At 64.6% G+C, this 26,247-nt stretch carries 26 protein-coding genes; 15 read left to right on the top strand and 11 right to left on the bottom strand.

The genetic code is table 11. From position 1 onward, the window contains the following. The first annotated feature begins 14 nt into the window (after positions 1-14). Positions 15-818: a lipid II flippase Amj family protein gene (locus ACLBKT_RS07320; RefSeq protein WP_410182278.1), complete on the top strand. Its 804-nt coding sequence runs from the start codon at positions 15-17 to the stop codon at positions 816-818. Here the strand turns inward: ACLBKT_RS07320 and chrA are convergent. Next, entirely contained in the window at positions 815-2,134 is a 1,320-nt protein-coding gene (chrA, locus tag ACLBKT_RS07315; protein ID WP_410182277.1) for a chromate efflux transporter, read from the bottom strand. The genes ACLBKT_RS07320 and chrA overlap by 4 nt on opposite strands. 327 nt (positions 2,135-2,461) lie before the next feature. Between chrA and ACLBKT_RS07310 the strand changes: the two genes are divergently transcribed. The 3 genes from ACLBKT_RS07310 to ACLBKT_RS07300 all read left to right on the top strand — a co-directional run bounded on the left by ACLBKT_RS07310 (position 2,462) and on the right by ACLBKT_RS07300 (position 4,955). Further along, complete coding sequence (locus ACLBKT_RS07310; protein ID WP_410182276.1) at positions 2,462-3,235, top strand: SDR family NAD(P)-dependent oxidoreductase; 774 nt, start codon at positions 2,462-2,464, stop codon at positions 3,233-3,235. Positions 3,236-3,479: 244 nt separating this feature from the next. Then, the gene (locus ACLBKT_RS07305) at positions 3,480-3,809 is read left to right on the top strand and encodes a DUF6481 family protein (protein ID WP_410182275.1); all 330 of its coding nucleotides are present in this window, start codon (positions 3,480-3,482) and stop codon (positions 3,807-3,809) included. After that, positions 3,810-4,955 (top strand): JmjC domain-containing protein, encoded by a 1,146-nt coding sequence (locus ACLBKT_RS07300; protein WP_410182274.1) that lies wholly within the window; start codon positions 3,810-3,812, stop codon positions 4,953-4,955. Positions 4,956-4,970: 15 nt separating this feature from the next. Here the strand turns inward: ACLBKT_RS07300 and ACLBKT_RS07295 are convergent, their stop codons facing one another. Beyond that, positions 4,971-5,519, bottom strand: coding sequence for a pseudouridine synthase (locus ACLBKT_RS07295; protein WP_410182273.1), 549 nt, complete (start codon positions 5,517-5,519; stop codon positions 4,971-4,973). A gap of 229 nt (positions 5,520-5,748) precedes the next feature. Between ACLBKT_RS07295 and ACLBKT_RS07290 the strand changes: the two genes are divergently transcribed. Continuing rightward, positions 5,749-6,546 carry a transglutaminase-like domain-containing protein gene (locus ACLBKT_RS07290; protein WP_410182272.1) on the top strand — a complete coding sequence of 266 codons (798 nt, stop codon included), beginning with the start codon at positions 5,749-5,751 and terminating at the stop codon, positions 6,544-6,546. Positions 6,547-6,794: 248 nt separating this feature from the next. Continuing rightward, the gene (locus ACLBKT_RS07285; RefSeq protein WP_410182271.1) at positions 6,795-7,814 is read left to right on the top strand and encodes a fatty acid desaturase; all 1,020 of its coding nucleotides are present in this window, start codon (positions 6,795-6,797) and stop codon (positions 7,812-7,814) included. A gap of 19 nt (positions 7,815-7,833) precedes the next feature. On the opposite strand, the gene ACLBKT_RS07280 is transcribed toward ACLBKT_RS07285, so the two are convergent. From ACLBKT_RS07280 to ACLBKT_RS07265, 4 genes are all read right to left on the bottom strand, one after another. Next, entirely contained in the window at positions 7,834-9,339 is a 1,506-nt protein-coding gene (locus ACLBKT_RS07280) for a helicase HerA domain-containing protein (RefSeq protein ID WP_410182270.1), read from the bottom strand. A gap of 72 nt (positions 9,340-9,411) precedes the next feature. Then, positions 9,412-10,050, bottom strand: a complete 639-nt coding sequence (locus ACLBKT_RS07275; protein ID WP_410182269.1) for a class I SAM-dependent methyltransferase — start codon at positions 10,048-10,050, stop codon at positions 9,412-9,414. Further along, entirely contained in the window at positions 10,050-11,264 is a 1,215-nt protein-coding gene (locus tag ACLBKT_RS07270) for a DUF3419 family protein (protein WP_410182268.1), read from the bottom strand. The genes ACLBKT_RS07275 and ACLBKT_RS07270 overlap by 1 nt, the downstream gene beginning before the upstream one ends. Before the next feature lie 196 nt (positions 11,265-11,460). Further along, the gene (locus ACLBKT_RS07265; protein ID WP_410182267.1) at positions 11,461-12,423 is read right to left on the bottom strand and encodes a threonine/serine dehydratase; all 963 of its coding nucleotides are present in this window, start codon (positions 12,421-12,423) and stop codon (positions 11,461-11,463) included. 68 nt (positions 12,424-12,491) lie between these two features. Between ACLBKT_RS07265 and ACLBKT_RS07260 the strand changes: the two genes are divergently transcribed. The 4 genes from ACLBKT_RS07260 (at position 12,492) to ACLBKT_RS07245 (ending at position 15,777) form a co-directional block, all read left to right on the top strand. Continuing rightward, the gene (locus ACLBKT_RS07260; protein ID WP_410182266.1) at positions 12,492-13,718 is read left to right on the top strand and encodes a saccharopine dehydrogenase family protein; all 1,227 of its coding nucleotides are present in this window, start codon (positions 12,492-12,494) and stop codon (positions 13,716-13,718) included. 41 nt (positions 13,719-13,759) lie between these two features. Further along, positions 13,760-14,170, top strand: a complete 411-nt coding sequence (locus ACLBKT_RS07255) for a GxxExxY protein (protein ID WP_410182265.1) — start codon at positions 13,760-13,762, stop codon at positions 14,168-14,170. A gap of 63 nt (positions 14,171-14,233) precedes the next feature. Then, the gene (locus tag ACLBKT_RS07250) at positions 14,234-14,584 is read left to right on the top strand and encodes a DMT family protein (protein WP_410182264.1); all 351 of its coding nucleotides are present in this window, start codon (positions 14,234-14,236) and stop codon (positions 14,582-14,584) included. Then, positions 14,584-15,777, top strand: a complete 1,194-nt coding sequence (locus ACLBKT_RS07245) for a carboxynorspermidine decarboxylase (protein ID WP_410182263.1) — start codon at positions 14,584-14,586, stop codon at positions 15,775-15,777. The genes ACLBKT_RS07250 and ACLBKT_RS07245 overlap by 1 nt, the downstream gene beginning before the upstream one ends. Here the strand turns inward: ACLBKT_RS07245 and ACLBKT_RS07240 are convergent. Next, entirely contained in the window at positions 15,770-16,756 is a 987-nt protein-coding gene (locus ACLBKT_RS07240) for a DUF3137 domain-containing protein (protein WP_410182262.1), read from the bottom strand. The genes ACLBKT_RS07245 and ACLBKT_RS07240 overlap by 8 nt on opposite strands. Before the next feature lie 67 nt (positions 16,757-16,823). Here ACLBKT_RS07240 and ACLBKT_RS07235 point away from each other — a divergent pair, with 67 nt between their 5' ends. The 3 genes from ACLBKT_RS07235 (at position 16,824) to ACLBKT_RS07225 (ending at position 20,147) form a co-directional block, all read left to right on the top strand. After that, positions 16,824-17,381 (top strand): LemA family protein, encoded by a 558-nt coding sequence (locus tag ACLBKT_RS07235; protein WP_410182261.1) that lies wholly within the window; start codon positions 16,824-16,826, stop codon positions 17,379-17,381. A gap of 212 nt (positions 17,382-17,593) precedes the next feature. Further along, positions 17,594-18,799, top strand: coding sequence for a type III PLP-dependent enzyme (locus tag ACLBKT_RS07230; protein ID WP_410182260.1), 1,206 nt, complete (start codon positions 17,594-17,596; stop codon positions 18,797-18,799). Between the two features lie 160 nt (positions 18,800-18,959). Beyond that, positions 18,960-20,147, top strand: coding sequence for an acyl-CoA dehydrogenase family protein (locus ACLBKT_RS07225; protein ID WP_410182259.1), 1,188 nt, complete (start codon positions 18,960-18,962; stop codon positions 20,145-20,147). Positions 20,148-20,232: 85 nt separating this feature from the next. Here the strand turns inward: ACLBKT_RS07225 and ACLBKT_RS07220 are convergent, their stop codons facing one another. The 4 genes from ACLBKT_RS07220 to ACLBKT_RS07205 all read right to left on the bottom strand — a co-directional run bounded on the left by ACLBKT_RS07220 (position 20,233) and on the right by ACLBKT_RS07205 (position 23,705). Next, on the bottom strand, positions 20,233-21,414 hold the full coding sequence (locus ACLBKT_RS07220) for an acetyl-CoA C-acyltransferase (protein WP_410182258.1): 1,182 nt from the start codon (positions 21,412-21,414) through the stop codon (positions 20,233-20,235). A 140-nt stretch (positions 21,415-21,554) separates the two neighbouring features. Next, positions 21,555-22,004 (bottom strand): MaoC family dehydratase, encoded by a 450-nt coding sequence (locus ACLBKT_RS07215; protein WP_067401388.1) that lies wholly within the window; start codon positions 22,002-22,004, stop codon positions 21,555-21,557. A gap of 101 nt (positions 22,005-22,105) precedes the next feature. Continuing rightward, positions 22,106-23,488, bottom strand: coding sequence for a DUF5935 domain-containing protein (locus ACLBKT_RS07210; protein WP_410182257.1), 1,383 nt, complete (start codon positions 23,486-23,488; stop codon positions 22,106-22,108). Next, complete coding sequence (locus tag ACLBKT_RS07205; RefSeq protein WP_410182256.1) at positions 23,481-23,705, bottom strand: hypothetical protein; 225 nt, start codon at positions 23,703-23,705, stop codon at positions 23,481-23,483. The genes ACLBKT_RS07210 and ACLBKT_RS07205 overlap by 8 nt, the downstream gene beginning before the upstream one ends. Before the next feature lie 88 nt (positions 23,706-23,793). On the opposite strand from ACLBKT_RS07205, the gene ACLBKT_RS07200 reads away from it, so the two are divergent. Both ACLBKT_RS07200 and ACLBKT_RS07195 read left to right on the top strand, forming a co-directional pair. Then, on the top strand, positions 23,794-25,047 hold the full coding sequence (locus tag ACLBKT_RS07200; RefSeq protein WP_410182255.1) for a TIGR04063 family PEP-CTERM/XrtA system glycosyltransferase: 1,254 nt from the start codon (positions 23,794-23,796) through the stop codon (positions 25,045-25,047). A gap of 7 nt (positions 25,048-25,054) precedes the next feature. Continuing rightward, a complete protein-coding gene (locus tag ACLBKT_RS07195; RefSeq protein WP_410182254.1) occupies positions 25,055-26,005 on the top strand; it encodes a hypothetical protein in 951 nt (316 codons plus the stop codon). Positions 26,006-26,247 lie beyond the last annotated feature (242 nt).

The following is a 26,247-nucleotide window of genomic DNA, read 5'->3' as shown; positions in this document are numbered from 1 at the left end:
CCTTGGGAAGCAGCATGGATACCGAACTGATCGCAATTTGCGCGCTGACCGGCGTGATCAACCTTATTGGTGCGCTCGCCTATGCCGCGCGCATCGCCGGGGTGCGCACGGGGCGGATCGCGCTGAGCTTTGCGCTGTTCAACGTCCTGCTGCTGGTCTCGCGCACGTCGAACGGTTTCCTCGGGCCTTTCCTGGCCAAGCGCATCGAGACCGGGCTGGCGAAGGGCGCGGGTGACGCCTTGCTGTTCGACCTGCGGCTGGTGCTGCTATCCGCCGCCGCGGCCGTGGCGCTCGGGATTGTGCTGGTGCCGACCTTTCAGCGCCTGTTCGCCGCCGCGATCGGCTTCTTTCAAGTGAACCGTTCCACCACACGGCTGCTGCTCAGGAGCATCACGCCAGCGGGCCTCAGCACGATCCGGGATTCGGTCGCGCTGCCGTCTGCCGAGACGTTGCGATCGCTCAAGGGCCCGCGCGGCGTGAGCTGGCCGGTGCTGATCGCCAATGCTGCGGCGCAAGGCCTGCTGGCGGTGGGCGTGCTGGCCTCGCTCTATGCCGGATACCTGGTGCCGGAGTTCCGGGTCACCGCGTCGCAGATGACCGCCATCGTCAACGGCTTTGCCACGATCCTGCTATTCGCGCTGATCGACCCGCAAATCTCGGCGCTGACCGACGATGTGGTCGATGGCAGCGTCAGCGAGGCAACCTTTCGCCGCGCGATGATCTGGGTGTCGTTGAGCCGCCTTGCCGGCACGCTGCTGGCGCAAGCCCTGCTGGTGCCAGCCGCGGTGGTGATCGCTTGGGCGGCAGGATGGCTCTAAAGCGGGAGGCTCAAGGCGAGCCCGCCTGCGGCGCAGACCACGAGGATGCGCAGCACCGACCATTTCAGACCGAATGCGAGCCCGCAGGCGAGCGCCGCCAACAAGGCCGCGCGCCAGTCCAAGCTTGCCGGATCGGGCCAATAGAGGCGCAGGGGCCCGAATTGGCGCTGGCCGACCTCGGCAAACAGCACATGCAGCGCAAACCACGCGGTCAGGTTTGCAATCACACCGACGACCGCCGCTGTGACGGCCGCCAGCCCACCCTTTAGCCGCACGGCATTGCCGAGCCGGTCGATCCACGGCGCAAAGGCAAAGATCCACATGAAGCACGGCGCAAAGGTCACCCACGTCGTCAGCCCCGCGCCGAGGAGTCCGGCAAGCAGGGGCGAAAACGGCTCGGGCGCGCGAAACGCCGCAAGATAGCCGACGAATTGCGTGACCAGGATCAGCGGTCCCGGCGTCGTTTCGGCAAGACCCAACCCGTCGGCCATCTCGCCGGGCTGAAGCCAGCCGAAACCCTGCACAGCTTCCTGCGCCATATAGGCCAGCACAGCATAGGCCCCGCCAAAGGTGACGATCGCCAATTGCGAGAAGAATGCGCCGATCTCCCACAACACGTGGTCCCGACCCAGCGTCACCGCGATCAGCACCATCGGTGCGGCCCAAACAGTGCCCCACACCGCCACCGACAGGACCGTGCTGCGCCAGGGACGTTCCGGCGGCACCGCTCCCGCTTTGCCTGTCTTGAGCGCCAGCAAATCAGGCCGCTTTGCCGCGACCGCCATGCCGATGAGCCCGGAACCCAGCACAATCAGGGGGAAGGGCAGATCGAACAGGAACAGCCCGACAAACGCCGCCATTGCCAGCACACGCTTCAGCTGGGTGTCCAACGCGCGCCCCGCGATCCGCAGCAAAGCCTGAACGACAATCGCCAGGACGGCGGCCTTTACGCCAAGGAACAGCGCTTCAACCCAGTTCAGGTTGGCCGCAACGCCATAAAGCACCGACAGCGCCAGAATGATCAGAGCGCCGGGGATGACGAACAGCAGTCCCGCCGCCAGCCCGCCGCGCCATCCATGCAGCCGCCACCCGATCCATGTGGCAAGCTGCTGCGCTTCTGGCCCGGGCAGCAAGTGGCAGAAGTTGAGCGCGTGGAGGAAATCATCCTCGCCGATCCATGCGCGGTCTTCGACCAGCTCGCGGTGCATCAGCGCGATCTGGCCCGCAGGCCCGCCAAAGCTAAGCAGGCCGACGCGGGTGAACACCCGCAACAGATCAGTGAATGTGACAGAAGGAGAAGCAGTGAGTGACGCCAAGTGAACCTCGCACCATGCACCTTGCCCGATGAGGCAAGATTACGAGGCAACGCTTGGGCTTTTCTCGGCCTGAACGGGAGGTTGCTTCGCCCCGCTGACGCGAGGTCTAACTGCTCGGATCCGTGAGATCAAGCCAGCGACCGCTATTCTTGAAGCCACCCACCTTGGGCCGAAAGCCCGGCGATGCCCGGCAGCATTGCCCAACAACCCACGCCCTCGCCAGCGGTTCCAACGGCCAATCGGGATGGTGCGCCTATTTGAAGCGTCAGTATTCCTGGTCCGTCGCGGCCGTAGGTTTGTCTGCGGCTTTGCAACGCAGGGGGTGTCATGGGGATTCTGGATCGGTTTCGGCTCGATGGGGAGGTGGCGGTGGTCACCGGAGCGGGCAAGGGGATCGGGCGGGCGATCGCGATGGCCTTGGCCGAAGCTGGCGCGGATGTCGTGGTGGCGTCGCGCACGCAGGCGGATCTTGAGGCTGTCGCGCATGCAATCACTGCTCTGGGCCGCCGCGCCCTTCCGCTGGTCACGGACGCGACCGATGGCGCGGCGCTCGACCGCTTGGCCGAGGCAACCATTGCGCACTTTGGCAAGCTGACCATCTGGGTCAACAATGCAGGGGGCATTCCCGATGCCACGCCGCGCTATCTCACTCGGACGCCTGAAGAGAATTTCGACGCGCAGATCGCGCTGAACCTCAAAGCGGTGTGGATGGGAGCCAGTGTTGCGGCACGGCATATGGGCGAGAGGGGCGGGGCGATCGTCAATATCTCGTCACGCTCGGCCTTCGGTCCGCAGGTCAAGAACGGGCCCTATGGCGCGGCCAAGGCGGCGGTGAACAGTCTGACAAGCACGCTCTCGGTTGAACTGGCGCCCAAGATCAGAGTCAACGCCGTCGCGCCGGGCCCGGTGCCGACGGAGAATTTCGATGAATGCATGGGCACGGATACCGAAGAGAAGCGCGAGAAGCTGCTCGGCATGATCGGGATCCCGCTGGGCCGTTATGGCGACCCCGAGGATATCGCCGCCGCGGTGGTCTTCATGGCCTCGCCCGCGGCAAGCTGGGTAACGGGTCAGTGCCTCTATGTCACCGGCGGTCGATAGGGAGGGAGCTGCGCCCTGTCGACGCCCGCATCGAGCAATATTGCATGGCCACCGTCGATCAGGCCTGTTGATCCCGGCGATGATCCTCTAGGGGCCACGTCGTGAGCGTTTGATCCGCGCGTTTTTGTGGCGCGGATACGACCGGTTGCCATCGCGCGCCGCAGACACCGCCACCGCCGGGATTTTCCCGTAGTCATGCAATTGGGCCGTGCTGCGATTGGCATGCCGGCAGGAGAAAATACCGATGAGAGGTTTCAAAGAGCCGAGCTTTCAGGACAGGGCTGCGGCCTCTGCCCAGGCGAAGGACAGGGCTCTGGAAAAGATGAAGGTAGCACCGCAGCTGGACGCTGCCGCCTTGGCCGAACGGCTTGAACGCCGCGCAAAGCGCGAAGCGCTTGCCGCTGAAAAGAGCGAGAAAGCCCGGCAATTGCGCGAGGAAAAGCAGCGTCTGCTTGAGGAAAAGCGTGCCGAAGCGCTGCGTAAGAGCGAGAAGGCCGACGCTCCGAAGAAGACCGAGGCCGAGTTGAAGGCGGCGCGCGATGCGCGTTATGCCGCGCGCAAACGCCGCAAGTGAATGCAGCTCAGCAACTTCGACCTTACCGCCTTCCTGAAGGATTATTGGCAACAAAAGCCGCTGCTGATCCGCTCGGCATGGGACAGCTGGACCAATCCGGTCGACCCTGACGAGCTGGCGGGCCTTGCCTGCGAGCCGCTGGTCGAATCGCGCATCATCACGCGGCGGGATCATGCGTGGGAGCTGGAACACGGCCCCGTGCCCGAAAGCCGCTTTGCCAAGGCGGGCCGTGATCCGTGGACACTGCTGGTGCAATCGGTCGACCACCATCTGCCGAGCGTTGCCGCCTTGCTTGAGCCGTTTCGCTTCGTGCCCAATTGGCGCATCGATGATGTGATGGTCAGCTATGCGGTCGATGGTGGCGGGGTGGGCGCGCATTTCGATCACTATGACGTGTTTCTGGTGCAGGGCCTCGGCCGCCGTCGCTGGGAACTTGGCGGCTTGTGCGATGACGAGACCGAGCTGCTGCCGCATGATGGGTTGCGCCTGCTCGCAGAGTTCGAGGCGACCGAGGAATGGATCCTCGAACCCGGCGACATGCTCTACGTGCCCCCGCGTGTGGCCCATCGCGGCGTCGCGATCGGGGATGATTGCATGACCTATTCCATCGGCTTTCGCGCGCCCTCGCGGGCGGAACTGATCGAGGCTTGGGCCGATGACATGATCCCCGATCTGTCGGACAGTGACCGCTACAGCGATCCGCACCTTCAGCAACAGGACAACCCCGGCGAAATCACCGCCGATGCGCTTGCGCAGTTGCAGGCCATGATTGCCGAGACCCTGTTCGACAAGGCCCGGTTTGCGCGGTGGTTCGGTCAATACAACACCACACCCAAGAACCCGGAGATCGACTGGCGCCCGGAACACGCTGAAGACGCGGATGACGTTCAGCAGCGGCTTGCCGCCGGCATGACGCTGGTGCGCAATCCGGCCAGCCGGTTCTCGCTGATCCGCGAGACGGAGACATCGCTTCTCCTGTTTGTGGACGGGCAATGTATTGCGTGCAGTGACGAAACGGCCCGCTTTGCCGAACGGGTCTGCGCGGAAACCGAGCTGGCGGTGTCGCCGAACAGCGCGCCTGCAACGCTGGAGGTCATCGCGCTGTTGGTCAACGCGGGCAGTCTTGCCTTTGACGCTGAGGACTGACGCCAGCGCGGCTGACTAGACCGTGATCTCGGTAAAATCGCCGGGGGCGATCCCGGCGACGGTCCAGTCACCGATTGACCAGCGCACCAATCGCAAGGTCGGAAGCCCCACCGCCGCTGTCATGCGCCGCACCTGCCGGTTGCGACCTTCGCGGATCGTGAGCTTCAGCCAGCTATCGGGGATCGACTTGCGCTCGCGGATGGGCGGATTGCGCGGCCATAGGTCGGGCGGAGCGATCCGCTCGACCGCGGCGGGCAGGGTCATACCATCCTTGAGGCGGACGCCCTTGCGCAAGGCCGCCAAAGCCTCATCCTGCGGATCGCCTTCGACTTGCACCAGATAGGTCTTGGGCAGCTTGAACCGCGGGTCCGCGATCCGCGCCTGCAATCGGCCATCGTCGCACAACAGCAGCAGCCCCTCGCTATCGCGGTCGAGCCGTCCGGCGGGATAGACATCCGGCACCGAGATGAAATCCGAAAGGGTCGCACGCACCGTCTCGGATCCGCGATCGGTGAATTGCGACAGCACACCGAAGGGTTTGTTGAACAGGATCAGCCGGGCCATGCCGGGGCCTATATCGGCCCGCAGCGGCTTTGTCTCCCGGCGGCGGATGCTCCCGCGCGGCGAGGCTGGCTTGCAAGCCTGTGGTGCCTTACAAGCCCACGTGGGCAAGGCGCGATTGGCGCCGTGCTGATTCTTTCGACCACTTCAGAAACAATGCACCGGCTGGCGAGGTACATGCGGGATACCCCGTGGCACCCGCTGGGATCTTTTTGCGAATGGAACGCTGATCGTGACTCTCCAAATCAACGTGCAGCTGGATTACTGGTTCGAGGCACCATGTGATGTCCTGCTGCAAGTGGAGGCTGCCGCCATTGCCGGGCAGCGGATTGAGCAAGCGCACATCACGGTCACGCCGCATGACTATTTCGGCCGCGTCGCAGCGCAGGACCATATCGGTGAGCGCATCTGGCTTCGCACGGCAGGGCAGATGCAGGTCGACTATCAGGCCAGGGTGACCATCGACCGCAGCCCGGCCGATTACGCGCTCCTGCCGGCGGTGCCGTTTCACCGTTTGCCGGGCGAGGCTGTCCCCTACCTGTTCGCCTCCCGTTACTGCCCGTCGAACCAGTTCGTCGATCTGGTGCAGACCGAGTTCGGCGCGCTGGAGGGTGGCGCCAAGATCGCGGCGATGCGGGACTGGATCGCCCGGCACCTGTCCTACGTGCCGGGCTCCAGCAATTCGGATACGACCGCGATCGACACCTTCCAGGGCCGGGAGGGTATCTGCCGGGATTATGCGCATCTGATGATCACCTTCGCCCGCGCGGCAGACATTCCGGCGCGGATCGCCAGTGTTTACGCGCTCGGCGTGACCCCGCCAGATTTCCACGCCGTGGTCGAAGTCTTCCTCGACGGGGAATGGCATCTGGTCGATGCCACCGACATGGCCAAAGCCGATGAAACGGTGCTGATCGGGGTGGGCCGCGATATTGGCGATGTGGCCTTCCTGACCGCCTTCGGGCCGCTGGAGATGAACAGCCAGAACGTGTCGGTTACCGCTGTCGCCCCGGTTGTTCCCGCCGACTGACATCGCCCCGCGAGTCCCAGGGGGCCGCTTGTCTCGGTTTTGACGTCTGGAAAACGCATGGTGTGCCCGGCTTTAATGGACCCGCAATGCTTGCCGATGCACCATGCGCAGCAGCTGCCCGTTTGCGCTGTGCGGCGCGGCAGGATCCTTGGATTTGCTAGCGCCGCGCTGACTGGTGGTTTGGCAAAGATGCCTGTATCGGGTTCTGGAATGTTATTGGGTTGGGAAGAGAATTAATGCACGCTCCTATGTCCGCGGCCGCTGCGGACGCTGTTTCGCTGGAACCGCGAAAGCTGGTTTCGCAGCTCAAGCCCTTCATCAAACCACATACCGGGCGGAGCATCTGGGAGCTGGCGATCACTCTGGTTCCGTTCCTCGCGGTGATTCTCGGCATGCTGTTCGCTATCGATGCGGGCTATTTCGTGGCGCTGGCATTGGCACCGCTCGCAGGGCTGCTGCTGCTGCGGGTTTTCATCATCCAGCACGATTGCGGGCATGGCGCGTTCCTGACCAAGCGGGCAGGCAATGACTGGATCGGCCGCGCGCTCGGCGTGCTGACCTTCACACCCTATGATTGTTGGCGCCGGTCGCACACGCTGCACCACGCCAACACCGGCAATCTCGACGCCCGCGGATTTGGCGATGTCGACACTCTGACGGTGAGGGAGTTTCGGGCGCTCAACCCGCTGCAACGCTTCCTGTACCGCGCCTATCGCCACCCGCTGATCCTTCTGGGGTTGGGCCCGGCCTATCTGTTCCTGCTCCGCCATCGCTTGCCGATCGGTCTGATGAAAGAAGGCTCGATCTATTGGGTGAGTTCGATGGCGACCAATCTGGCAACCGCTGGTGTCCTTGCAGGCCTGATCTATGCCTTTGGCCTCGGGACGACGCTGCTGGTGGTGCTCCCTGCGCTGATGATCGCTGCGTCAACCGGCGTCTATCTGTTCTACATCCAGCACCAGTTTGAGGATGCGCATTGGGACCGGCGCGAGAATTGGACCTTCCATGAGGCAGCGTTGCGCGGGAGCTCCCACCTCGATCTGCCGCAGCCGCTGCGCTGGTTCACCGCCAATATCGGCGTCCACCACGTTCACCACCTCGCGAGCCGCATTCCGTTCTATCGCTTGCAGGAGGTGCTGAAGGCCCACCCGCAGCTGCGTGATCTCAACCGCTTTACGGTGCCCCAGACGCTCAGCCCGCTGCTGTTGACCCTGTGGGACGAGGACAAGCGCAGGCTCGTCACCTTCCGGGAAGCCGCCGCGGGCTGACCCGCGCGGCTCCGCTGCGTCAGGCGGCTTTGGTGGTATTGTCGCAGTCGGACACGCCGGGGACGGTGATAACCCGCTCTCCGCCGAATTCCTCGCGCACCACGATCAATCCGCTGCGCTCGAGATGGTCGAGCAAGCGGCGGATGCGGCTGGGTGAGGAGCTGCCATAAAGCCGCGCGAGTTCCTCCTCGTCCGGCATTGGTTCTCCCAAGACCTCTGCGACCAGCATGGCGAGATAGGGCGCGAGCACATCGTCATCGACGCCTGCGATCATCGCCTCGACCCTGTCACGCAGCGCGCCTTCGAGCCGACCAAGTCCGCCGATTTCGCGGGCGAACATGCGACGGAACCGCGCGAGGTCGATCTGCACGCTGGCGACTCCCTGCTGGCGGCACCGGATCGCGAAATCGCGGAACAGCGCGGTTGCGGGCCGGAAGGTGGCCCCTTCGCTGCGCGCAAGTTCGCGCACGACATCCTCCGCGCTGGCTGCGGACATGGCAGGCGGGGGCGGAGCGGCAGCAGGCTTGGGAGCCGGCGGTGCAGCGCTAGCCTGCGGCACCGGCTGAGGCGCGGGCGGCAGGGGCGGGACGGCGCGCAAGGCTTGTTCGAGATCGACCGCCGGGCGGGGTGGGGGCGGCGGACGGCGAATACCCGTGTCACTGGCCGCTTCGGCCAGCCGGTCGGTCAGCAGCGCTTCCATCGCATCGCCATCGGCCTCGGGGAGGGGGAGCAGCCCGCCGCCACCACTGCGACCACCCGTGCGGACCGGGCCGACATTGACCGCCACCGGCCGACGGCTGATCGCCGGGCCGAGGCCGAGAAACTGCCCGCGTTGCAGATCACGGATGCGCTCGGCCTGCCGTCGCTCCATCCCGAGCAGATCGGCTGCGCGCTGCATATCGATGTCGAGAAAGGTACGCCCCATCAGGAAGTTGCTGGCTTCAGCCGCGACATTCTTTGCGAGCTTGGCAAGGCGCTGAGTCGCGACAATCCCGGCCAGCCCGCGCTTGCGGCCCCGGCACATCAGGTTGGTCATGGCGGACAGCGTCAGGCGGCGGGTGTCATCGCTCATCTCGCCCGCAGCGGCGGGCGCGAACATCTGTGCTTCGTCGACCACCACCAGCGCCGGATACCAATGCTCCCTCGGGGCATCGAACAGCGCGGTGAGGAACAGCGCGGCACAGCGGATCTGCTGTTCCACTTCAAGTTCGTCGAGCGTGAGCACGACCGAGGCCCGGTGTTGCCGCACCCGCGCCGCCAGAGCTTCGATCTCGCGCGGGGAATAGGCCGCGCCGTCGATCACCACATGGCCGAAGGCGTCCGCCAGCGTGACGAAGTCGCCCTCGGGATCGATCACCACCTGCTGCACCTGCCCGGCGCATTCCTCCAGCAAGCGGCGCAGCAGGTGCGACTTGCCCGATCCCGAATTGCCCTGCACCAGCAGGCGCGTGGCGAGCAGTTCCTCAAGGTCAATCGTGACCTTTTGCCGCCCTGAATCCTGGCCGATGTCGATATGTGCGCTCACCCGCAAGGGATTAGGGAGGCGGCAGCATCAGGCAAGGGCGAACCCTGTAGTTTTCCAGCGATTCGAACGCTGTCAGGCGCTCAGCACGTGCAACTGGTAATATCCGAGCGGGCCGCGCCGACTTTCCAGCCGAAGCCCTCGGGCATGGGCAATCCGGGCGGCAACGGCGGGCAAGGCGGTGCGCGGCTCCACGTGAAATCTGGCTAGCCACGCCCGCAGCAGGGCCTGGAAGGGGCCCGGCAGACCCTGGAGGTCACCAAAGTCGACGACGTGCAGCTCGCCCGCATCCGCCAGCTGCCCTGCCGCGTGATCCAGTGCGCCTTCCCAATCGGGGATCATCGACAGCGAATAGGACAGCACGATCCGTTCAAACGCCGGTTCGCCGAGCAGCGCCTGCGGATCGAACGCACAGGCATCGTCTTCGCCCAGCCGCGCTTCAGCCCCCAGCGCCGCACGGGCACTTTTCAGCATTTCGGCGGAGATATCGAGGCCGAACAAGCGCACCCCCGGCCACGCCTTGCCGACTTTCGCCAGATTGCGTCCCGTCCCGCACGCCACTTCGAGCACCCGCATCCCCGGCCGCGCATCCAGCCCCGCAATCAGCGTATCGCGCCCGAACAGGTAGTACTTGCGAGTCAGGTCATAGATGTGCCGCTGCCCGCGATAGACCTCGTCCATCAGCGCCGCGTGAGACGAACCCGCGCTAGCCACTACGCCAGCTCGTACACATGCACGCCGCCATAGATCGACGAGCGGTCGCGGCGGGTGCAATCGGCGGAAGTCTCTTCGAGGTAGCGCCACTTCGACAGGATCGCGTCATCCAGACGGCCGGGCAGCAGGCTCGGCTCGGCAGCGGTGCGGAACAGCACCCGCGCGCCGGGGCGGCTGGCACGGGTGATCCTGGCCCACAGGTCATCAAGCTGCGCGTTGTTCATCCAGTCCTGCGCGTCGAGCAGCACGAAGCGGTCCATGCTCGCTTCCTCGCGCGCGCCGATCCAGTCGACCATATTGGCGCGGGTCACGTCGAGCCGGTCGATCCGCTCCTTCATCACCTCCCAATTGTCGCGCTGGAGATAGGGCGGCAGCGGCGCATCCGCCCCGCGGCTGTAGCCCCGTCCGAACGCCTGCCACGCGAAATAGTTGTCCTTCACCGCGAAATCGCAGGCCAGCTTCTCCAGCCGCCGCCGCAGCACTTCGGCCATGCGCTCATCACCCGCGAGATGCTCGAACTGCGCCGGCGGAATGCCGAGGCCGAACAGCGAGGCGGGCTGATCAGTCAGCCAACGGATGAACTTCTTTTCGAAAACCGGCGCCAGCTCCCGCTCGAACACCGCGCGCTGTTCCTCCAGCGTTTGCGCCGCGAGCACCTTGCCGAGATCGATCTTGTAAAGCCTGGCAAAGACATGCGCCACACCGATGAAATTGCCGAGCAGGCCTTTCCGGTAAATCCCGCGCGTGAAGTAGGAGATGCGCCGTCGCCCGCGAATGTCGCGCTGTTCCCAATAGGCACGGCTGACCAGATCGAGGTGCGGCGCGATCATGCTGCGATAGACTTCGGCGTTTTCCTTGTGATCGGCGTGCGCGAAGAAGCGGTGGAACCGCTCGTAATTGGGCAGGTGCCTGATTGCCGCGATCTTGAGCCGGCCGAGCGCGACATGCGCGTGGTTGAGATCGACCGCCGTGACGCTTGCGGGGTTTGCGGTCAGATAGGACAGCGCGTTGCAGCTGCCGCTGGCGATGCACATCACGCGGTTGTCCGGCTGGATGGCGAGGCCCTCCATATCGACCACCGGGTCTTCCCAGATCTGGGCATAGACCAGCCCCTTGAAGGCGAGGGCGAAGGCCTTGTCGAGCAGCTTGTCGCCGAGCCCTGCATCCTTGCGGACCACCGCGTCCTCGATGATCCGCTTTGCCTGTGTCGCCATGTGCCTGCCCTTTCGTGAGGTCAGGTGCGCCATATGGCCGCCGCGTGTCGGCCGTATGACGCTTTCCACAAGGGCGATACCGGGTTTGATGCCCGTTCGTCCTGAGCCTGCCGAAGGATCGTTCTTCGTCTCTTGCTTGGCGCGAGACGCAAGCAAGACAGCCCTTCGACAAGCTCAGGGCGAACGGGGCAGGGCGCTAGTCGCCGCCCGCGATCGTTGCCGCATAGGCCGCAGGATCGGCATTGCCTCCGGTGAGCATGATCACGGTGCTCTCATCCACCGGCACCTTGCCCGCAAGTGCCGCCGCCAAGGCCGCCGCGCCGCCGGGTTCGACCACCAGCCTGAGGTTGGCGAATGCAAAGCGCTGGGCGGCGCGCACTTCGGCATCGGTGACAGCCACGCCGGGTTCCGCGCGGCCTTGCAACACGGCGAGGTTGATCGGCTTGGTCGCGAGCGGCTGGAGCGCGTCGCAGATGGTCCGCGGGGCATCGGGGGCAGCAGGAACGATGGCTCCGGCGGCGAGCGATTGCCCGACCATGTCCCACCCCACCGGCTCGACCGGATGGATCGCGCTGTCGGGCGCGCCGAGCGCCAGCCCCGCCGCAAGCCCTCCGCCGCCGCAGCAGGCGACGATCCGCGAGGGCGCGCGGCCCAGTTGCGCGGCGATCTCGATCGCGGCGCTCCCCTGGCCTTCGATCACCCACGGATCGCCAAAGGCATGAACCAGCGTGCCGCCTTGTTCGGCGATCAGCTTGGCCGCCACCGCATCCCGATCTTCGCCGGGGCGTTGATAGAGCACGACCTCGGCGCCGAGTGCGCGGGTGTTCGCCAGTTTCACCGCGGGCGCATCATGCGGCATCACGATGGTGGCGCTGATCTCGAGCCGCCGCGCCGCCCAGGCCACGCCTTGCGCGTGATTGCCTGATGACACCGCGACCACACCGCCAGCGCGTTCCTCCGGCGAGAGGCTCACCAGCCGCCACCATGCGCCCCTGATCTTGAACGCGCCGATGGGTTGCAGCACCTCGGCTTTGACCCAGGCCTGCACGCCGCCGATGTCGATGGGCAGCAGCGGGGTAGGGGGCAGGATTGCGGCGACGGCTTGCGCAGCGGCACTCACGCCTTCGGTCGTCGGCATTCTGACATTGTTCTGGATCATTTGTCCCTCGCCCCGCGTTGCACTAAGGCCCGCGCAAGATTCGCATCGCATAACGAAAGGTTCCTGTCATGTCCGCAACCAAGTCCAGCACCGTCCTTGTTATCGGTGCGGGCGGGGTCAGCTCGGTCTGCGTCCACAAGATGGCGTTCAACCCTGACATCTTCCCCGAGATCCACCTGGCCAGCCGCACCAAATCGAAATGCGACGCCATCGCCGCGAGCGTGAAGGAGCGCTGCGGGCGCGATATCGCCACCTACGAGATCGACGCCGAGGAAGTCCCGGCGATGGTCAACCTGATCCGCAAGACCGGTGCCGGCCTGGTGGTCAACCTCGCGCTGCCCTATCAGGATTTGCCGATCATGGACGCCTGTCTTGAGGCGGGTGTGGATTACCTCGACACCGCCAATTACGAGCCCAAGGACGAGGCCAAGTTCGAATACAAGTGGCAGTGGGCCTATCAGGAGCGCTACAAGGACGCCGGTCTGATGGCGCTGCTGGGGAGCGGCTTCGATCCGGGCGTGACGTCGGTGTTCACCATGTGGCTCAAGAAGCACAAGCTGAAGACCATTCGCCAGCTCGACATTCTCGATTGCAACGGCGGCGATCACGGCCAGCATTTTGCGACCAACTTCAACCCGGAAATCAACATCCGCGAAGTGACCGCGCCCGCGCGCCACTGGGAGAACGGCGCGTGGGTCGAGACCCCCGCGATGAGCACCAAGGTCGGCTTCGATTTCGAGGCGGTCGGCCCCAAGAACATGTACCTGATGTATCACGAGGAGCTGGAAAGCCTCCCCAAGTTCGTCCCCGAGCTGGAGCGGGCGCGGTTCTGGATGACCTTCGGTGACCAGTACATCACCCACCTGACCGTACTCCAGAACGTCGGCATGACCTCGATCGAGCCGGTGAATTATCAGGGCAAGGACATCATCCCGCTGCAGTTCCTCGCCGCCGTCCTCCCCAAGCCCGAAACGCTGGGCGAGACCACCAAGGGCAACACCAACATCGGCGTGATCGCCACCGGCGAGGCGCTGGATGGCAGCGGCGAGAAGACGTTCTACATCAAGAACATCTGCTCGCACGAAGCGGCTTACGAGGAGACGGGCAACCAGGCGGTCAGCTACACCACCGGCGTCCCCGCCATGATCGGCGCGGCGATGATGGTGCAGGGCGAATGGCAGGGCGAGGGCGTGTTCAACATCGAACAGATGGACCCCGATCCCTTCATGGCGATGCTCAACGCCCACGGGTTGCCGTGGACGGTCGAGGAGATGGACGGGCCGGTGGAGTTCTGAATGTAGCCATCAGGGGCACACGAAGGCACGAAGACACGAAGATGGAGCATCAAGATCGGATTGAGGCACTCGCCGCAATCGTTATCGATTGCGGCTACCATCTTCATAGAAGCCTCGGACCGGGGCTGCTTGAGTCTGCGTATGAACTGATCTTGGCCAAGGTCATCGAGGGCAGAGGATTGCAGGTGAGCCGGCAGGTCTCGATTCCGATTACCTATGATGGCGTTGTCATAGACAACGCATTCAGGGCCGACTTGTTGATCGAAAACACCTTGCTGGTTGAACTTAAATCCTCGGAGAGAATTGCGCCCGCCCATGCCAAACAGGTGTTAACCTACCTTCGGCTCATGAACCTGCCTCTGGGTTTGCTAATGAATTTCGGGCAGCCAACGTTCAAATCGGGTCTCCAACGCATCGCCAATGATTATTTCGGACAGATCGGCAAGCGATGACCCCTTCGTGTCTTCGTGTCTTCGTGTGAAAAATTGCTGCGTCTCTGCGAGAAACCTTCCCATATGACCACTCCCGCAATCCTGCCCATTGCCATGCTGGCGGCCTCCGCGTTGATTATGAACGTCGCGTGGTATTGGCATCTCAAGCCCCCCTCTTGGGGGATGCTGGCGGCAATCGGGGCGGCCTGGGGCATCGCGCTGTTCGAATACACGCTGGCGGTCCCGGCCAATCGGATCGGCATCGCCCACTATTCGCTCGCCGAGTTGAAGACCATTCAGGAGGTCCTATCTCTCGGCGGCTTCGTGTTGGTGGCCTGGGCCCTGTTCGGGCAGACGCCTGGGCCGAGCCAGCTCGCCGGTTTCGCACTCATTGCAGGAGGTGCCTTTATGATCTTCAAGAGCCCGCTCGGCTGATGCAAACCAAAGCCGGTGATCCGGGCGCTTTCGCCCATTTCGATCTGTCACGGGTGGATAGCCCCGCCTTCGTCGTGGACGCGGCCAAGCTGCGCGCCAATTGCCGGGTGCTGGCCGAGGTGCGCGATGCAGCGGCGGCCGACGGCGCGGACATCAAGGTGTTTGCCGCGCTGAAGGCGTTCTCGATGTGGTCGGCGGCGCCGATTATCGGGGAGTATCTCGACGGCGTATCCACCTCCGGTCTGTGGGAAGCGCGGCTCGCGAGTGAGTTCTACGATGGCGAGATCGCGACCTATTCTGCCGCCTTCAAGCCCGAGGAGCTGGAGGAAATCTGCCGCCTCTCCGATCACGTGATCTTCAATTCGCCGTTCCAGCATGAACGGGCGCGGCTGATCCTCGATCATGCGGCGGCCAATGGCGCAGCCGTCAGCGTTGGCCTGCGGATCAACCCGCAGGTGCCCACCGGCGAGGTCGCCAAGTATGACCCCAGCGCCCCCGGATCGCGGCTCGGCTTCCCGCTCGACCAGCTGACCGAAGAGCATATGGAGGGGGTTGAGGGCATCCACTTCCACAACCTGTGCGAACAGGATTTCGAGCCTCTGAAGGCCACCTGGGACCGCGTCTTCGACGTGATCGAGCCCTTCTTCGGGCAGCTGAAGTGGATCAACATGGGCGGCGGCCACCACATTACCCGCGCCGATTACCAGCGCGAGGAGTTGGTCGAATTCCTCAAGGATGCGGCCGCCGACACCGGCTGCCAGATCATCCTTGAGCCCGGAGAGGCGGTAGCCTTGGACGCCGGCATTCTGGTCGGCACGCTGCTCGACACGCATTTCAACGAGATGCCGGTGGGAATCACCGATATCTCGGCGACCTGCCACATGCCCGATGTGCTGGAAGCCCCCTATCGCCCGGCGATGCTGGGCGAATTGACCGATGAGGACATGATTCCGATCCGCTTGGGCGGGCCATCGTGCCTCGCGGGCGATGTGATCGGCGATTATCGCCTTCCCGTCGCCGCCGAACCGGGCGCGCGTTTCGCGTTCCTCGACCAGGCGCATTATTCGATGGTCAAGACCAACACCTTCAACGGGGTGGCCCTGCCGTCGATCTGGATGTGGGATTCCGAAACCGATGCGCTCGATTGCATCAAGCGCTTCGATTACGCCGACTTCCGCGACCGGCTCAGCTAAAGTCGTTTGCGGACGGAAGGTCGGCCCCGATCACCCGTCCGCGTTCGTTCTGATTGATCGCCAGCGCCAGGCCCGCAATTGCGCTGAACTGGCGCTGGGCACGTTCGGCATTGGCGCGGTCGGCGCTGGCATCCATCGCCCCGCTTTCGAACATATTGTCCGCCTCGACCGCGATGATCACGTCGCCCTTGGTGAACAGCGCACGCAGTTCCTGTGCCTCGAACGCGCTTTCGAGGCGCAGCAGGTGTTCGATATAGGTCGGGTGCACCAGCACCCGCGCTTCGACCTGATCGTCGCTGAACAGCGCGAAGGTTTCACCAAACGCCGGGTTCACCTGATCGACCCGGTCCAACCGGTGGCCATCGAAGCTGACATGATCGCTCGCTCCGCCGAGCCCCATCCACTTGCGGTGCTTGCCCGCGCGCTCCAGCAGCGTGGTGGAGTGGAAGCTGCGGCCAAACCCCATGTGGATCACCGGGCCGCGAAACACCGTCACCCAGCGCCGGTTCTTGCCCGATCCGCGCTGTTCTTCGAGGTGGGTTTCATAGAGATTGAAGTCATGCCCCTGAAGGGTGCCGTACCAGCGATCTTCAAAGCTTGACCGGTCATAGCTCGGCACCAGGCCATAGGTCCGCGCCGCCTCGAACTCGGCCCCCGGTTCGACCTCATGGGCATAGGCGACACCGAAGCTAGCGGCGATGGCGGAGTTGATCCCGATCTTGATCGCCTGCTTGGCTGCGTCGATCGGGCGGTAACCCCACCACGCGATCAGCGCGGCAGCGGCCATCGTGGCGAAGAGCCGCAACTCGACATCAAGGGTAGGGCCGAACCACAGTAACGCCAGCACCGGCAAGGCTATCGCTGCACCCCACGTCCAGCGCGACGCCGCCTTCTTCTTCGCGCCCGCGCGCATGTCTGCCTGTCCGGCGAGCCACTGTTCCAGCCCGCCCTGCATCAGGCCGTCGATCCCGTTGCGCATTGCCTCTCCCGCGCGATTCTTTAACCTGTGTCAGCACAAATGGGGCTGTCTGGTAAAGGGGATGACAATGAATTTGATCGGCTTGGTGGTGATTGGCGTGGTTGTTGTGGGGGTGCTGATGGTGATCGGCATCTACAACAATCTGGTTCGCCTGCGGCAAAGCGTGCGTCAGGGCGTCGCCGATATCGACGCGCAGCTGCGCCAGCGGCATGACCTGATCCCCAATCTGGTCGAGACGGTAAAGGGATATGCCGGTCACGAATCGGCGACGCTGGAAGCGGTGATCGCGGCGCGCAACGCGGCGGCGTCAGGCCAGCCGGATTCGGGGAGCGAGCAGCAATTGCGCGGCGCGCTCGACAATCTGCTGGCGCTGGGGGAGGCCTATCCCGACCTCAAGGCGAGCGCGAACTTTCAGTCACTTCAAAGCGAACTCGCTGATGTCGAAGACAAGCTGGCCGCCGCGCGACGCGCGCTGAATGCCGCGGTGGCGCGGTTCAACGGCGCGCGCGAGGCCTTCCCGGCGGTGCTGTTTGCGAGCGGCCTCGGATTCGCGGAGGCCGATTTCCACCGGCTGGACGCGAGCGAACAAGGGACGGTCGATAAGGTTCCCAAAATCGGCTTCTGACGCGAAAAAAAGGCGGATTTCCGTCACATTCCGGTCGTGCAAGGTGGGGTGTCTTCGAAAAGAAACATTTCACCCCGGCGGGGTGCATTTTTCGTTTGCATTTCCCCCCCCAAGCCCTAATTGCGCGCTTCCGCTGCCCCAAGGGGACTTCCAAACCGCAAGGCAGCTTGTCGTTTTATGGTTCAACAGAGCCGTTTTGGGGGTCCCTTGAGTTGCACATTTATCCCGACGCACTGGCTGTAGTTCGCGACCTCCGTCCGGACGAACCCGTCATCCTCAACCGCCCGCACGCCGCGCGGCGCGCCGCCCGTTTCTTCGTCGAGAAGTTTCCGGGCAAGGTGCTCTATGCGGTCAAGGCCAACCCGGCGCCTGATCTGATTAGCGTGCTGTGGGACGCCGGCGTGACCCACTTCGACGTCGCTTCGATCACCGAAGTCCGGCTGGTGCGCGGTATTCTGCCGAACGCGGTGCTGTGCTTCATGCACCCGGTGAAGACCCCGGCGGCGATTGCGGAGGCCTATTTCGACCATGGCGTTCGGACCTTCAGCCTCGACACGGTCGAAGAGCTGGAGAAGATCATCGATGCCTGCCGCAATCGCGAATCGGGTGAGGCCCCGCGCGATCTGCGCCTGTGCGTGCGGCTGCGCGTGTCGTCTGAGTATTCGGAGCTCAGCCTCGCATCGAAGTTCGGCTGCGACCTGATCGAAGCGCCCGCGCTGCTGCGCGAAGCCCGCCAGCATTGCGACTGGCTGGGCGTGTGCTTCCACGTTGGCAGCCAGGCGATGACCCCGTTTGCCTTCGTCCAGGCGCTGGACCGCACCCGTGCGGCCATCGCAGAGGCATCGGTGGTGATCGACATGATCGACGTGGGCGGGGGCTTCCCGAGCGCCTATCCGGGCCTCGAGCCGCCGCCGATGGAAGATTACTTCGCAATCATCGCCCGCCACTTCGAGGCGCTGCCGGTCGCCTACAACGCCGAGCTGTGGTGCGAGCCCGGCCGCGCGCTGTCGGCCGAGTACTCCTCGATGATCGTGCAGGTGAACAAGCGCCGCGGCGAAGAGCTCTACATCAATGATGGCGCTTACGGCGCGCTCTATGATGCCGCGCACGTCGCATGGCGTTTCCCGGTGAAGGCGCTTGAGGACGATCTGATCGAGGACGAGGAAGACTTCGCCTTCTACGGCCCGACCTGTGACGATGCCGATTACATGAAGGGCCCGTTCCGGCTCCCGGCTGACATTCAGGCGGGTGACTATATCGAGATCGGGATGCTCGGCGCGTACGGCGCGGCGATGAAGACCGGCTTCAACGGCTATGGCAATGCAAGGCAAGTGACCGTGCAGGACGAGCCGATGATGAGCTTGTTCAACGGGAGCCGCAAGCGTGAGGCGACCGATAACGTGGTGAGCCTGCGCTGAACCGCATTGCTTCTGCCCCGCATTGTCCCTGACCGGGCCAGTGCGGGGCAGGATTTTCTTCACTTGTCATTTCTGCGGCTCGACGCGCGGAGGCGGGCAGGGCAGGCATGGGCCCGAACGGTGCGACGCTCTTGCCTCGCCCGAACGGGAGACACCACACATGACCATCAGCAACGAAGCGCTCGAAATGGCGGCGAAAGTCGAGGCCTTCGTGCGCGGAACGATCTTCGCCTATGAACAGGATCCGCGCCGCGATCACCACGGCGCGCCGACCGACGAACTGGTCATGGAGATGCGCGAGCTCGCCCGCGCGGCCGGGGTGCTGACCCCGCATATCCGCCCCGATGGCAGCCATTTCAACCAGCGCGAGACCGCCGTCATCCTCATCAAGTCCGGCCTTACGCCGCTCGGGATGCTGGCCTGCAACACCCAGGCGCCCGACGAGGGCAACATGTATCTGATCGGCAAGGTCGGCAGCCCCGATCTCAAGGAGCGTTTCCTGACCCCGCTGGTGTCAGGCGAAGCGCGCTCGGCCTTCTTCATGACCGAGCCGGCGGAGCTCAACGGCGCGGGCGCTGACCCCTCGATGATGATCACCACCTGCCGAAAGGACGGCAATCACTGGGTGGTGAACGGCAAGAAGTGCTTCATCACCGGGGCGGAAGGCGCGAAGGTCGGGATCGTAATGGCGAAGTCCGAGGACCCCGACAGCGCCGGCGGGGCCTGCATGTTCCTCGTCGATCTGCCTGATCCCGCGATCCAGATCACCGCCGTGCCGAACACCATCGACAGCTCGATGCCCGGCAGCCATGCCGAGATCACCATCGACAATCTGCGCATCCCCGCCGATCAGATGCTGGGGCAAGCGGGCGAGGGCTTCAAATATGCCCAGATCCGCTTGTCGCCTGCACGCCTGTCGCACTGCATGCGCTGGCTCGGTGGCTGCATCCGCGCGCAGGAGATCGCGACCGACTACGCCAACCGCCGCATGGCCTTCGGCAAGACCCTGATCGACCACGAGGGCGTGGGCTTCATGCTCGCCGAGAACATGATCGACCTCAAGCAATGCGAGCTGATGATCGACTGGTGTGCGGGCGTGCTCGATACCGGGTCGCTGGGCACGGTCGAAAGTTCAATGACGAAGGTTGCCGTGTCCGAGGCGCTGATGCGCGTCGCCGACAAGTGCGTGCAGGTGATGGGCGGGACGGGCGTGACCGACAAGACCATCGTCGAGACCATGTTCCGCGAAATCCGCGCCTTCCGCATCTATGACGGCCCCACGGAAGTTCACAAATGGAGCCTCGCCAAGAAGCTCCGCCGCGACTGGAAGGCAGCGCAGGGGATGTGAAAACGGCGCGGGAGTTGTCTCCCGCGCCGTTCCTATCCTGGTGCTATCGGCCTGGCGGAGCGAAGCGCCAGGCCGCCAAGGCCGCTTAGAAGACTTCGAACAGCCCCGCAGCGCCCATGCCGCCGCCCACGCACATGGTGACGACGACATACTTCGCGCCGCGGCGCTTGCCTTCGATCAGCGCGTGGCCGGTGCAGCGTGCGCCGGTCATGCCGTAGGGGTGGCCGATCGAGATCGAGCCGCCGTTGACGTTGAGGATGTCATTGTCGATGCCGAGCTGATCGCGGCAGTAGAGCACCTGCACCGCGAAGGCCTCGTTCAGTTCCCAGAGGCCGATGTCGTCCATCTTGAGGCCGGTCTGCTTGAGCAGCTTCGGGATCGCGAAGACAGGGCCGATGCCCATTTCGTCCGGCTCGGTGCCCGCAACCGCCATGCCGACATAGCGGCCGAGCGGCTGGAGGCCCTTCTGCTCCGCCAGCTTGGCTTCCATCAGCACAGATGCCGAGGAGCCGTCCGAAAGCTGTGAGGCGTTGCCCGCGGTAATGTTCATGCCCGGGCCCATCACGGGGTTGAGGCTCTGGAGGCCTTCAAGGGTGGTCTCAGGACGGTTGCCTTCATCCTTGGTGAGGGTGAATTCCACCTGCGAGACTTCCTTCGTCTCCTTGTCGACCACGTTCATGGTGGTGGTGACGGGGACGATTTCATCATCGAACTTGCCCGCGGCCTGCGCGGCCGCCGTGCGCATCTGCGACTGGAAGGCGTATTCGTCCTGCGCTTCGCGGCTGATGTTGTAGCGCTTGGCCACGGTCTCGGCCGTGCCGAGCATCGGCATGTACACGTCCTTGTGCATCGCGATCAGCGAGCGATCCGGCGCAACGCGCATCTCGGGGGTCTGCACCATCGAGATCGAATCCTGCCCGCCGCCGACGACGATATCCATGTTGTCGACGATGATCTGCTTGGCGGCGGTGGCGATGGCCATCAGGCCCGAGGAGCACTGGCGGTCGATGGTCTGGCCCGAAACGCCGACCGGGCAACCGGCGCGCAGGGCGACCTGGCGGGCGATGTTGCCGGCCTGAGTCCCTTGCGTGAGGACGGCGCCCCACACCACATCGTCAATCGCGCCCGCTTCGATCCCGGCGCGTTCAATCGCCGGAGCAAGGCTGAGCGCGCCCAAGGTGGCGCCGGGGGTGGCGTTGAAGGCGCCCTTGTAAGCACGGCCGATGGGCGTGCGGGCGGTGGAGACGATAACGGCGTCACGTGCCATGGTTGGGGTATCCTTTTTCAATCATTCTTCACCGTCACCCCGGCGCCAAGAAATCTTGGGGGCCGGGGCCCAGTGGAGGTGAGGGCAGAGCCATGCAGCTCTGGGTCCCGGCCTGCGCCGGGATGACGATGGTTGAGCGATCACACGAAGTATTGTGTGATCCACTCGCAGATCAGGGCGGGCTTTTCTTCGCCTTCGATCTCGATGGTGATTTCGCAGGTCTGCTGCCACTGGCCGGGGCGCTTTTCGACCATTTCGGTGAGCTTCCAGACACCGCGGATCCGCTTGCCCGCGCGCACGGGGGCGATGAAGCGAGTCTTGTTGCCGCCATAATTCACGCCCATCTTCACGCCGTCGATGCGCGGAGCGCCGCCCTGGGCACCGAGATAGGGGATCATCGACAAGGTCAGGAAGCCGTGCGCGATGGTCCCGCCGAACGGGGTCATCTTGGCCATCTCTTCATTGACATGGATGAACTGGTGATCACCGGTCGCCTCGGCGAACTGGTTGATGCGTTCCTGGCTCATTTCGGCCCATTCGCTGGTGCCGATCACTTCGCCGACCTTGGCGGCCAATTCCTGCGGGTTCATGGGAGCTCCTCCTCACATTGTGCCGGCGAGATCCCGTGCCCGCCGTGCTTGTCCGTGGGCGGCTTCATGGCGCAACACGCGGGGGAGCGCAACGCTCTGCTCTATGCCGCTACGGCACCGCCCATCTTGGCTGCGATGGCCTGCTTGCGCAACGCGCTGCGCTCCAACAACCCGCGCGCCGAATCGATCCGCGCGCAGTAGGTGTTGAGCCCGATCTGCAGGCCGACCAGCATCAGCATCACTGGCTGATAGGCGATCCCCTGGAAGGTCGCGCCGACCAGGTAGATCACCGCACCCATCTGCAAGGCAGCGGCGAGCGGTGCAATCCAGCGTTCGGCCTCGGCCTCGGCATGTTTCCAGCGGCGCTGGATACGCTCCATCTGCCATAGCCCGATCAGGTGCAGCGCAATCCAGATGATGAGGCCCGGCCAGCCCTGTTCTCCCAGCATCTCGAAGAACGAGGAGTGATAGGCGCGGCCCTTGTCCTCGACCGGCTGATAAGTCACCGTCGTGGTGTTCCCGTCGGTTTGCTTGACCGGCATCACATAGTTGAACTTGTTGCCGCGGAAGGCATCAAACCCGCCGCCGAGCGGTTTCTTCGCGACGTAATCGATAGTCCATTCCCACACTGCGATGCGGGTCGATGCGCTTTCATCGCCACTCGGTTGTGCAAGCGTCGCCATGCGGTCGTAATAGGATTGCGGGAGGAAGGGCAGGGCGACGAGGCCCATCATGCCCGCCCCGGCCACAAACAGGAACCGCCGCTTGGTGTAGCGCAGCATCAGCACCGCCAGGGCAGCGATGCACAACAGGCCGGTGCGCGCTTCGGTGCCGATGGGCACCAACAAGGCCGCAAATGTCAGCGCGGCGGCGAAGACCGTTACCGTCCAGTGCTTCGGAAAGATCGTGCCATGCCGCACCAGCCACCACAGCATCGGGATCAGCCCGATCGCGACCGTCGCCAAGGTCGAGCTTTCGTAGATCCCGCTATTGTCGTCGACGAAGAAGTTGAGCTCGCCATAGCCGCCGCCACCGGTCACCACTTTCAGGCCCGTCGCGATCACGATCATCGCCACGGTCAGCAGCAGCGAGAGCGCAAGCCCCTCGATCCGCGCGCGGGTGGTGAGGGTAAGGGGGAGGAAGATCGCAAACAGCAGCGCCTTCCACACCCAGTCCCACTTGGTCGCGGCCTCGATCGGGAAATCGGCATGGCCCGTCGTCCAGAAGCAATAGGCCAGCAGCAGCACCATCAATCCCTGCCGCAAGGTGAAGCGCGCGCCTTCCTTGCGGTCGAGCGCGATCCAGCCGCCGAAGGCAGCAGCAAAGGCGATCAGCGACAGCGGCAGGCTGGCAATCGCGGAATAGCCGATCCGCTGCGGCGCGAGGATGTCGATATAGACATAGAGCAGCACCCACAGGAACGGGCGCCGGAGACCGAGCACCAGCACGTATCCGATGAAAGCAAGGAAGAAGAGGTCAAGCATCGGCGGGCGGGACACCCTCTGCTTTGTCCGCGCCGCCAGTTCTGGCGCGCCGCGCGGAGTTGCGGCCGGCAGTGGTGGTCGCCATGCGGTTGCCTTCGGTCTCGGCCTTGAGTTCGCTGATCAGCGGGTCGGCGTCCAACCCCTCGCGCAGCATCAGGCGCAGCAAGGCGATGGCCAGCAGACCATGTCCAAGAGCAAGCGCGAAATAGTCGATCATAGGTCGGGCGGGTCCAGCCGGGGTTTGTGCTGCTTTACGCCCAGCCAGTTGACGCGGCGTTAAGCACGCCTGCGATAGATGGTTGCGCATGACCCGCGTTCTGCATGTGCTCGATCATTCGCTCCCGCTCCACAGCGGCTACACCTTCCGCACCCGTGCGATTCTGAAAGCGCAGGAGGGGCTGGGGCTGGAGGTGCGCGGCATCACCGGGCAGCGCCATAACCTTGAGGCCGTGCTGAACGGCTCGCCCGAGGAGGCGGATGGCCTGACGTTCCACCGCACACCCGGCACCCCGTCGGGTCCGCCGCCCTTGCGCGAAATGGGTGAGATCGAAGCGCTTACCGCCGCGATCATCGCCCTTGCCGATGACTGGCGGCCCGACATCATCCACGCCCATTCGCCCGCCCTGTGCGGAGCCGCGGCGCAGCGCGCGGCGCGGGCGCTGGATGTTCCCTTCGTCTATGAAATCCGCGCTTTCTGGGAGGATGCCGCCGTCGGCAATCTCACCGGCACCGAGGGCAGCATCAAATATCGCCTGACCCGGGCGCTCGAAACGCAGGTTGCCAAGGCGGCGGACGCCTTGTTCACCATCTGCGAGGGGCTGCGGCAGGATCTAGCCGCGCGCGGCATTCCCGAAAGCCGGATTCACGTGATGCGCAACGGGGTCGATCTCGACCTGTTCGGTGATCCGCCCACGCGGGACGGCGCACTGGCCGCCGAACTCGGGATTGCCGATGGCGCGCCGGTGATCGGCTATATCGGCAGCTTCTATGCCTATGAGGGTGTCGATGATCTGATCGCCGCCATGCCGCTCCTCCGCCGCTCGCACCCCGATTCGCGGCTGCTGCTGGTGGGCGCGGGGCCGATGGACGAAAGCTGGCGCGCTGCGGCGGCAAAGCTGCCCGATCCCGAAGCGGTGATCTTCGCCGGCCGCGTGCCGCACGCCGCAGTCGAGCGCTACTATTCGCTGGTCGATGTGCTCGCCTATCCGAGGAAGGCGCAGCGTCTGACCGATCTTGTCACGCCGCTGAAGCCGCTGGAAGCCATGGCACAGCGCCGTCTGGTGGCAGCCTCGAGCGTGGGCGGGCATCGCGAACTCATCACCGATGGCGAAACCGGGACGCTGTTTGCCCCTGATGATCCGGCCGCCTGCGCCGCCGCGCTCAGCCGCTTGCTGGATGCGCGCGAAGGCTGGGAGGCGATGAAGGACCGCGCCGTCACCCATGTGCGCACTCGCCATGACTGGGCGGCCAATGCGCGTGATTATCTGTCTGTTTACCATCTGTTGCTAGCCCGGAACGAGAGCGGCGCTGCGGGGCGCATGGCCGCCATGGCAGGATGACGTGACAATGAAGTTCGGGCAGCAGGATCGGCCGAAGCAGCGGGCGCCTCGCAAGGCGAGCGGACGCACCGTGGGATCGCTTGTGGCGCACCGGGCTTTTGCGCCCATTCTCGGGCTGTGGGGCACGATGCTCGCCGGTTTGACCGTCATGGTCCTTCCGTCCGCCGTGATCGAGCAGACGCTGGGCGGAACGATGATGGGCGCATCCGGCTTGCCACTTCAGCCGCTTGCGGCTGCCATTGCGGCGCTGGTGCTGGGCGGCGGATTGTTCGCGCTCGCGACTGGCGCAAGCCTGCGAGCCCGCCACCGAGCCGGGGAGACATCCGTAGCGAAGCGCGCGGTCCGCCCGATTGACCCGTTGCGCGATCTTGGCAGCAGCAGCCTTGATGATCCGATTGAGACACTCCCCTTCGCCGCGTCCGCCGCGGGCGACGAGGACAGGCCGGAACGTGAGCCCGAGCCGCAGAGCGTCCCGCGTGAGCTCAATCTGGCCGAATTTGCCGACCTGCCCGGTCGCAATGCGGTGTGGGTGGAAGATGTGGCAGAGCCTGTCGCTCAACCCGCGCCTGAGCCGCTGCCGATCGTCGAACCTGTGGCCGAGCCGATTGCCGATGAACCCACCATCGACACTCCTGTTACTGCGCTGCGCCAGGCCTCGTCGCAGCCCGGTCCCGGCACGGCTGCGCTCGCCCGTCTGCGCGCTGTCCCGACAAGCGAGCTGAGCATGGCCGAAATGGTTGAACGCTTTGCTGGAGCGCTCCACGAACACCGCACCAGCCCGCCGACGCGCGCGCTGACTGCCGCCGATCTCGCTGCACGCGAAGCCGCGCTCGCCGAGGCGCTCAAGGCACTTGCGGCCCTCAGCGGGGACAACACCGACGATTCCGCCAAGGAACCGCTGCGGGCGGCTTTGGCGCAGCTTCAGACCCCGCGCAAAGCCGGCGGCGGGGTGGGCTGAGTCCCCGTACTGGCGCAAAAGCTGCAACCGAACCCGGCTGCGCGTGCAACATGCGCAATCTAACGATAGTCTGAATAGGTCTGCGAGAAATTTTGCTTCGCGCAACCCCATTGCCAAACCCGCTTCCTGTCGGCATGAGGGGCCCGAAAACGGGCAAGAGCAACCCTGCGAGGGGCTGGGCGCGCCCGATAGACCTGCCAAGAGGCGTGTTCCCTGCGTGAGCCAGTCTGCCGCAGAGTGCG

This window comes from Erythrobacter sp. W302b (genome assembly GCF_046452395.1).
Taxonomy (GTDB): domain Bacteria; phylum Pseudomonadota; class Alphaproteobacteria; order Sphingomonadales; family Sphingomonadaceae; genus Erythrobacter.
Note: the sequence above shows the minus strand (reverse complement) of the source record. Positions and strands in the feature narration are given on the sequence as shown.

Excerpts from the sequence above, each read along its gene's own strand:
- ACLBKT_RS07200 (WP_410182255.1), top strand. The coding sequence starts at position 23,794 with ATGACCCGCGTTCTGCATGTGCTCGATCATTCGCTCCCGCTCCACAGC.
- ACLBKT_RS07285 (WP_410182271.1), top strand. The coding sequence starts at position 6,795 with ATGTCCGCGGCCGCTGCGGACGCTGTTTCGCTGGAACCGCGAAAGCTG.
- ACLBKT_RS07235 (WP_410182261.1), top strand. The coding sequence starts at position 16,824 with ATGAATTTGATCGGCTTGGTGGTGATTGGCGTGGTTGTTGTGGGGGTG.
- ACLBKT_RS07220 (WP_410182258.1), bottom strand. The coding sequence starts at position 21,414 with ATGGCACGTGACGCCGTTATCGTCTCCACCGCCCGCACGCCCATCGGC.
- ACLBKT_RS07265 (WP_410182267.1), bottom strand. The coding sequence starts at position 12,423 with ATGATCCAGAACAATGTCAGAATGCCGACGACCGAAGGCGTGAGTGCC.
- ACLBKT_RS07205 (WP_410182256.1), bottom strand. The coding sequence starts at position 23,705 with ATGATCGACTATTTCGCGCTTGCTCTTGGACATGGTCTGCTGGCCATC.
- ACLBKT_RS07300 (WP_410182274.1), top strand. The coding sequence starts at position 3,810 with ATGCAGCTCAGCAACTTCGACCTTACCGCCTTCCTGAAGGATTATTGG.
- ACLBKT_RS07240 (WP_410182262.1), bottom strand. The coding sequence starts at position 16,756 with ATGCGCAACGGGATCGACGGCCTGATGCAGGGCGGGCTGGAACAGTGG.
- ACLBKT_RS07210 (WP_410182257.1), bottom strand. The coding sequence starts at position 23,488 with ATGCTTGACCTCTTCTTCCTTGCTTTCATCGGATACGTGCTGGTGCTC.
- ACLBKT_RS07260 (WP_410182266.1), top strand. The coding sequence starts at position 12,492 with ATGTCCGCAACCAAGTCCAGCACCGTCCTTGTTATCGGTGCGGGCGGG.
- ACLBKT_RS07215 (WP_067401388.1), bottom strand. The coding sequence starts at position 22,004 with ATGAACCCGCAGGAATTGGCCGCCAAGGTCGGCGAAGTGATCGGCACC.
- ACLBKT_RS07310 (WP_410182276.1), top strand. The coding sequence starts at position 2,462 with ATGGGGATTCTGGATCGGTTTCGGCTCGATGGGGAGGTGGCGGTGGTC.
- ACLBKT_RS07320 (WP_410182278.1), top strand. The coding sequence starts at position 15 with ATGGATACCGAACTGATCGCAATTTGCGCGCTGACCGGCGTGATCAAC.
- ACLBKT_RS07245 (WP_410182263.1), top strand. The coding sequence starts at position 14,584 with ATGCAAACCAAAGCCGGTGATCCGGGCGCTTTCGCCCATTTCGATCTG.
- ACLBKT_RS07255 (WP_410182265.1), top strand. The coding sequence starts at position 13,760 with ATGGAGCATCAAGATCGGATTGAGGCACTCGCCGCAATCGTTATCGAT.
- ACLBKT_RS07225 (WP_410182259.1), top strand. The coding sequence starts at position 18,960 with ATGACCATCAGCAACGAAGCGCTCGAAATGGCGGCGAAAGTCGAGGCC.
- ACLBKT_RS07295 (WP_410182273.1), bottom strand. The coding sequence starts at position 5,519 with ATGGCCCGGCTGATCCTGTTCAACAAACCCTTCGGTGTGCTGTCGCAA.
- ACLBKT_RS07195 (WP_410182254.1), top strand. The coding sequence starts at position 25,055 with ATGAAGTTCGGGCAGCAGGATCGGCCGAAGCAGCGGGCGCCTCGCAAG.
- ACLBKT_RS07250 (WP_410182264.1), top strand. The coding sequence starts at position 14,234 with ATGACCACTCCCGCAATCCTGCCCATTGCCATGCTGGCGGCCTCCGCG.
- ACLBKT_RS07270 (WP_410182268.1), bottom strand. The coding sequence starts at position 11,264 with ATGGCGACACAGGCAAAGCGGATCATCGAGGACGCGGTGGTCCGCAAG.
- ACLBKT_RS07305 (WP_410182275.1), top strand. The coding sequence starts at position 3,480 with ATGAGAGGTTTCAAAGAGCCGAGCTTTCAGGACAGGGCTGCGGCCTCT.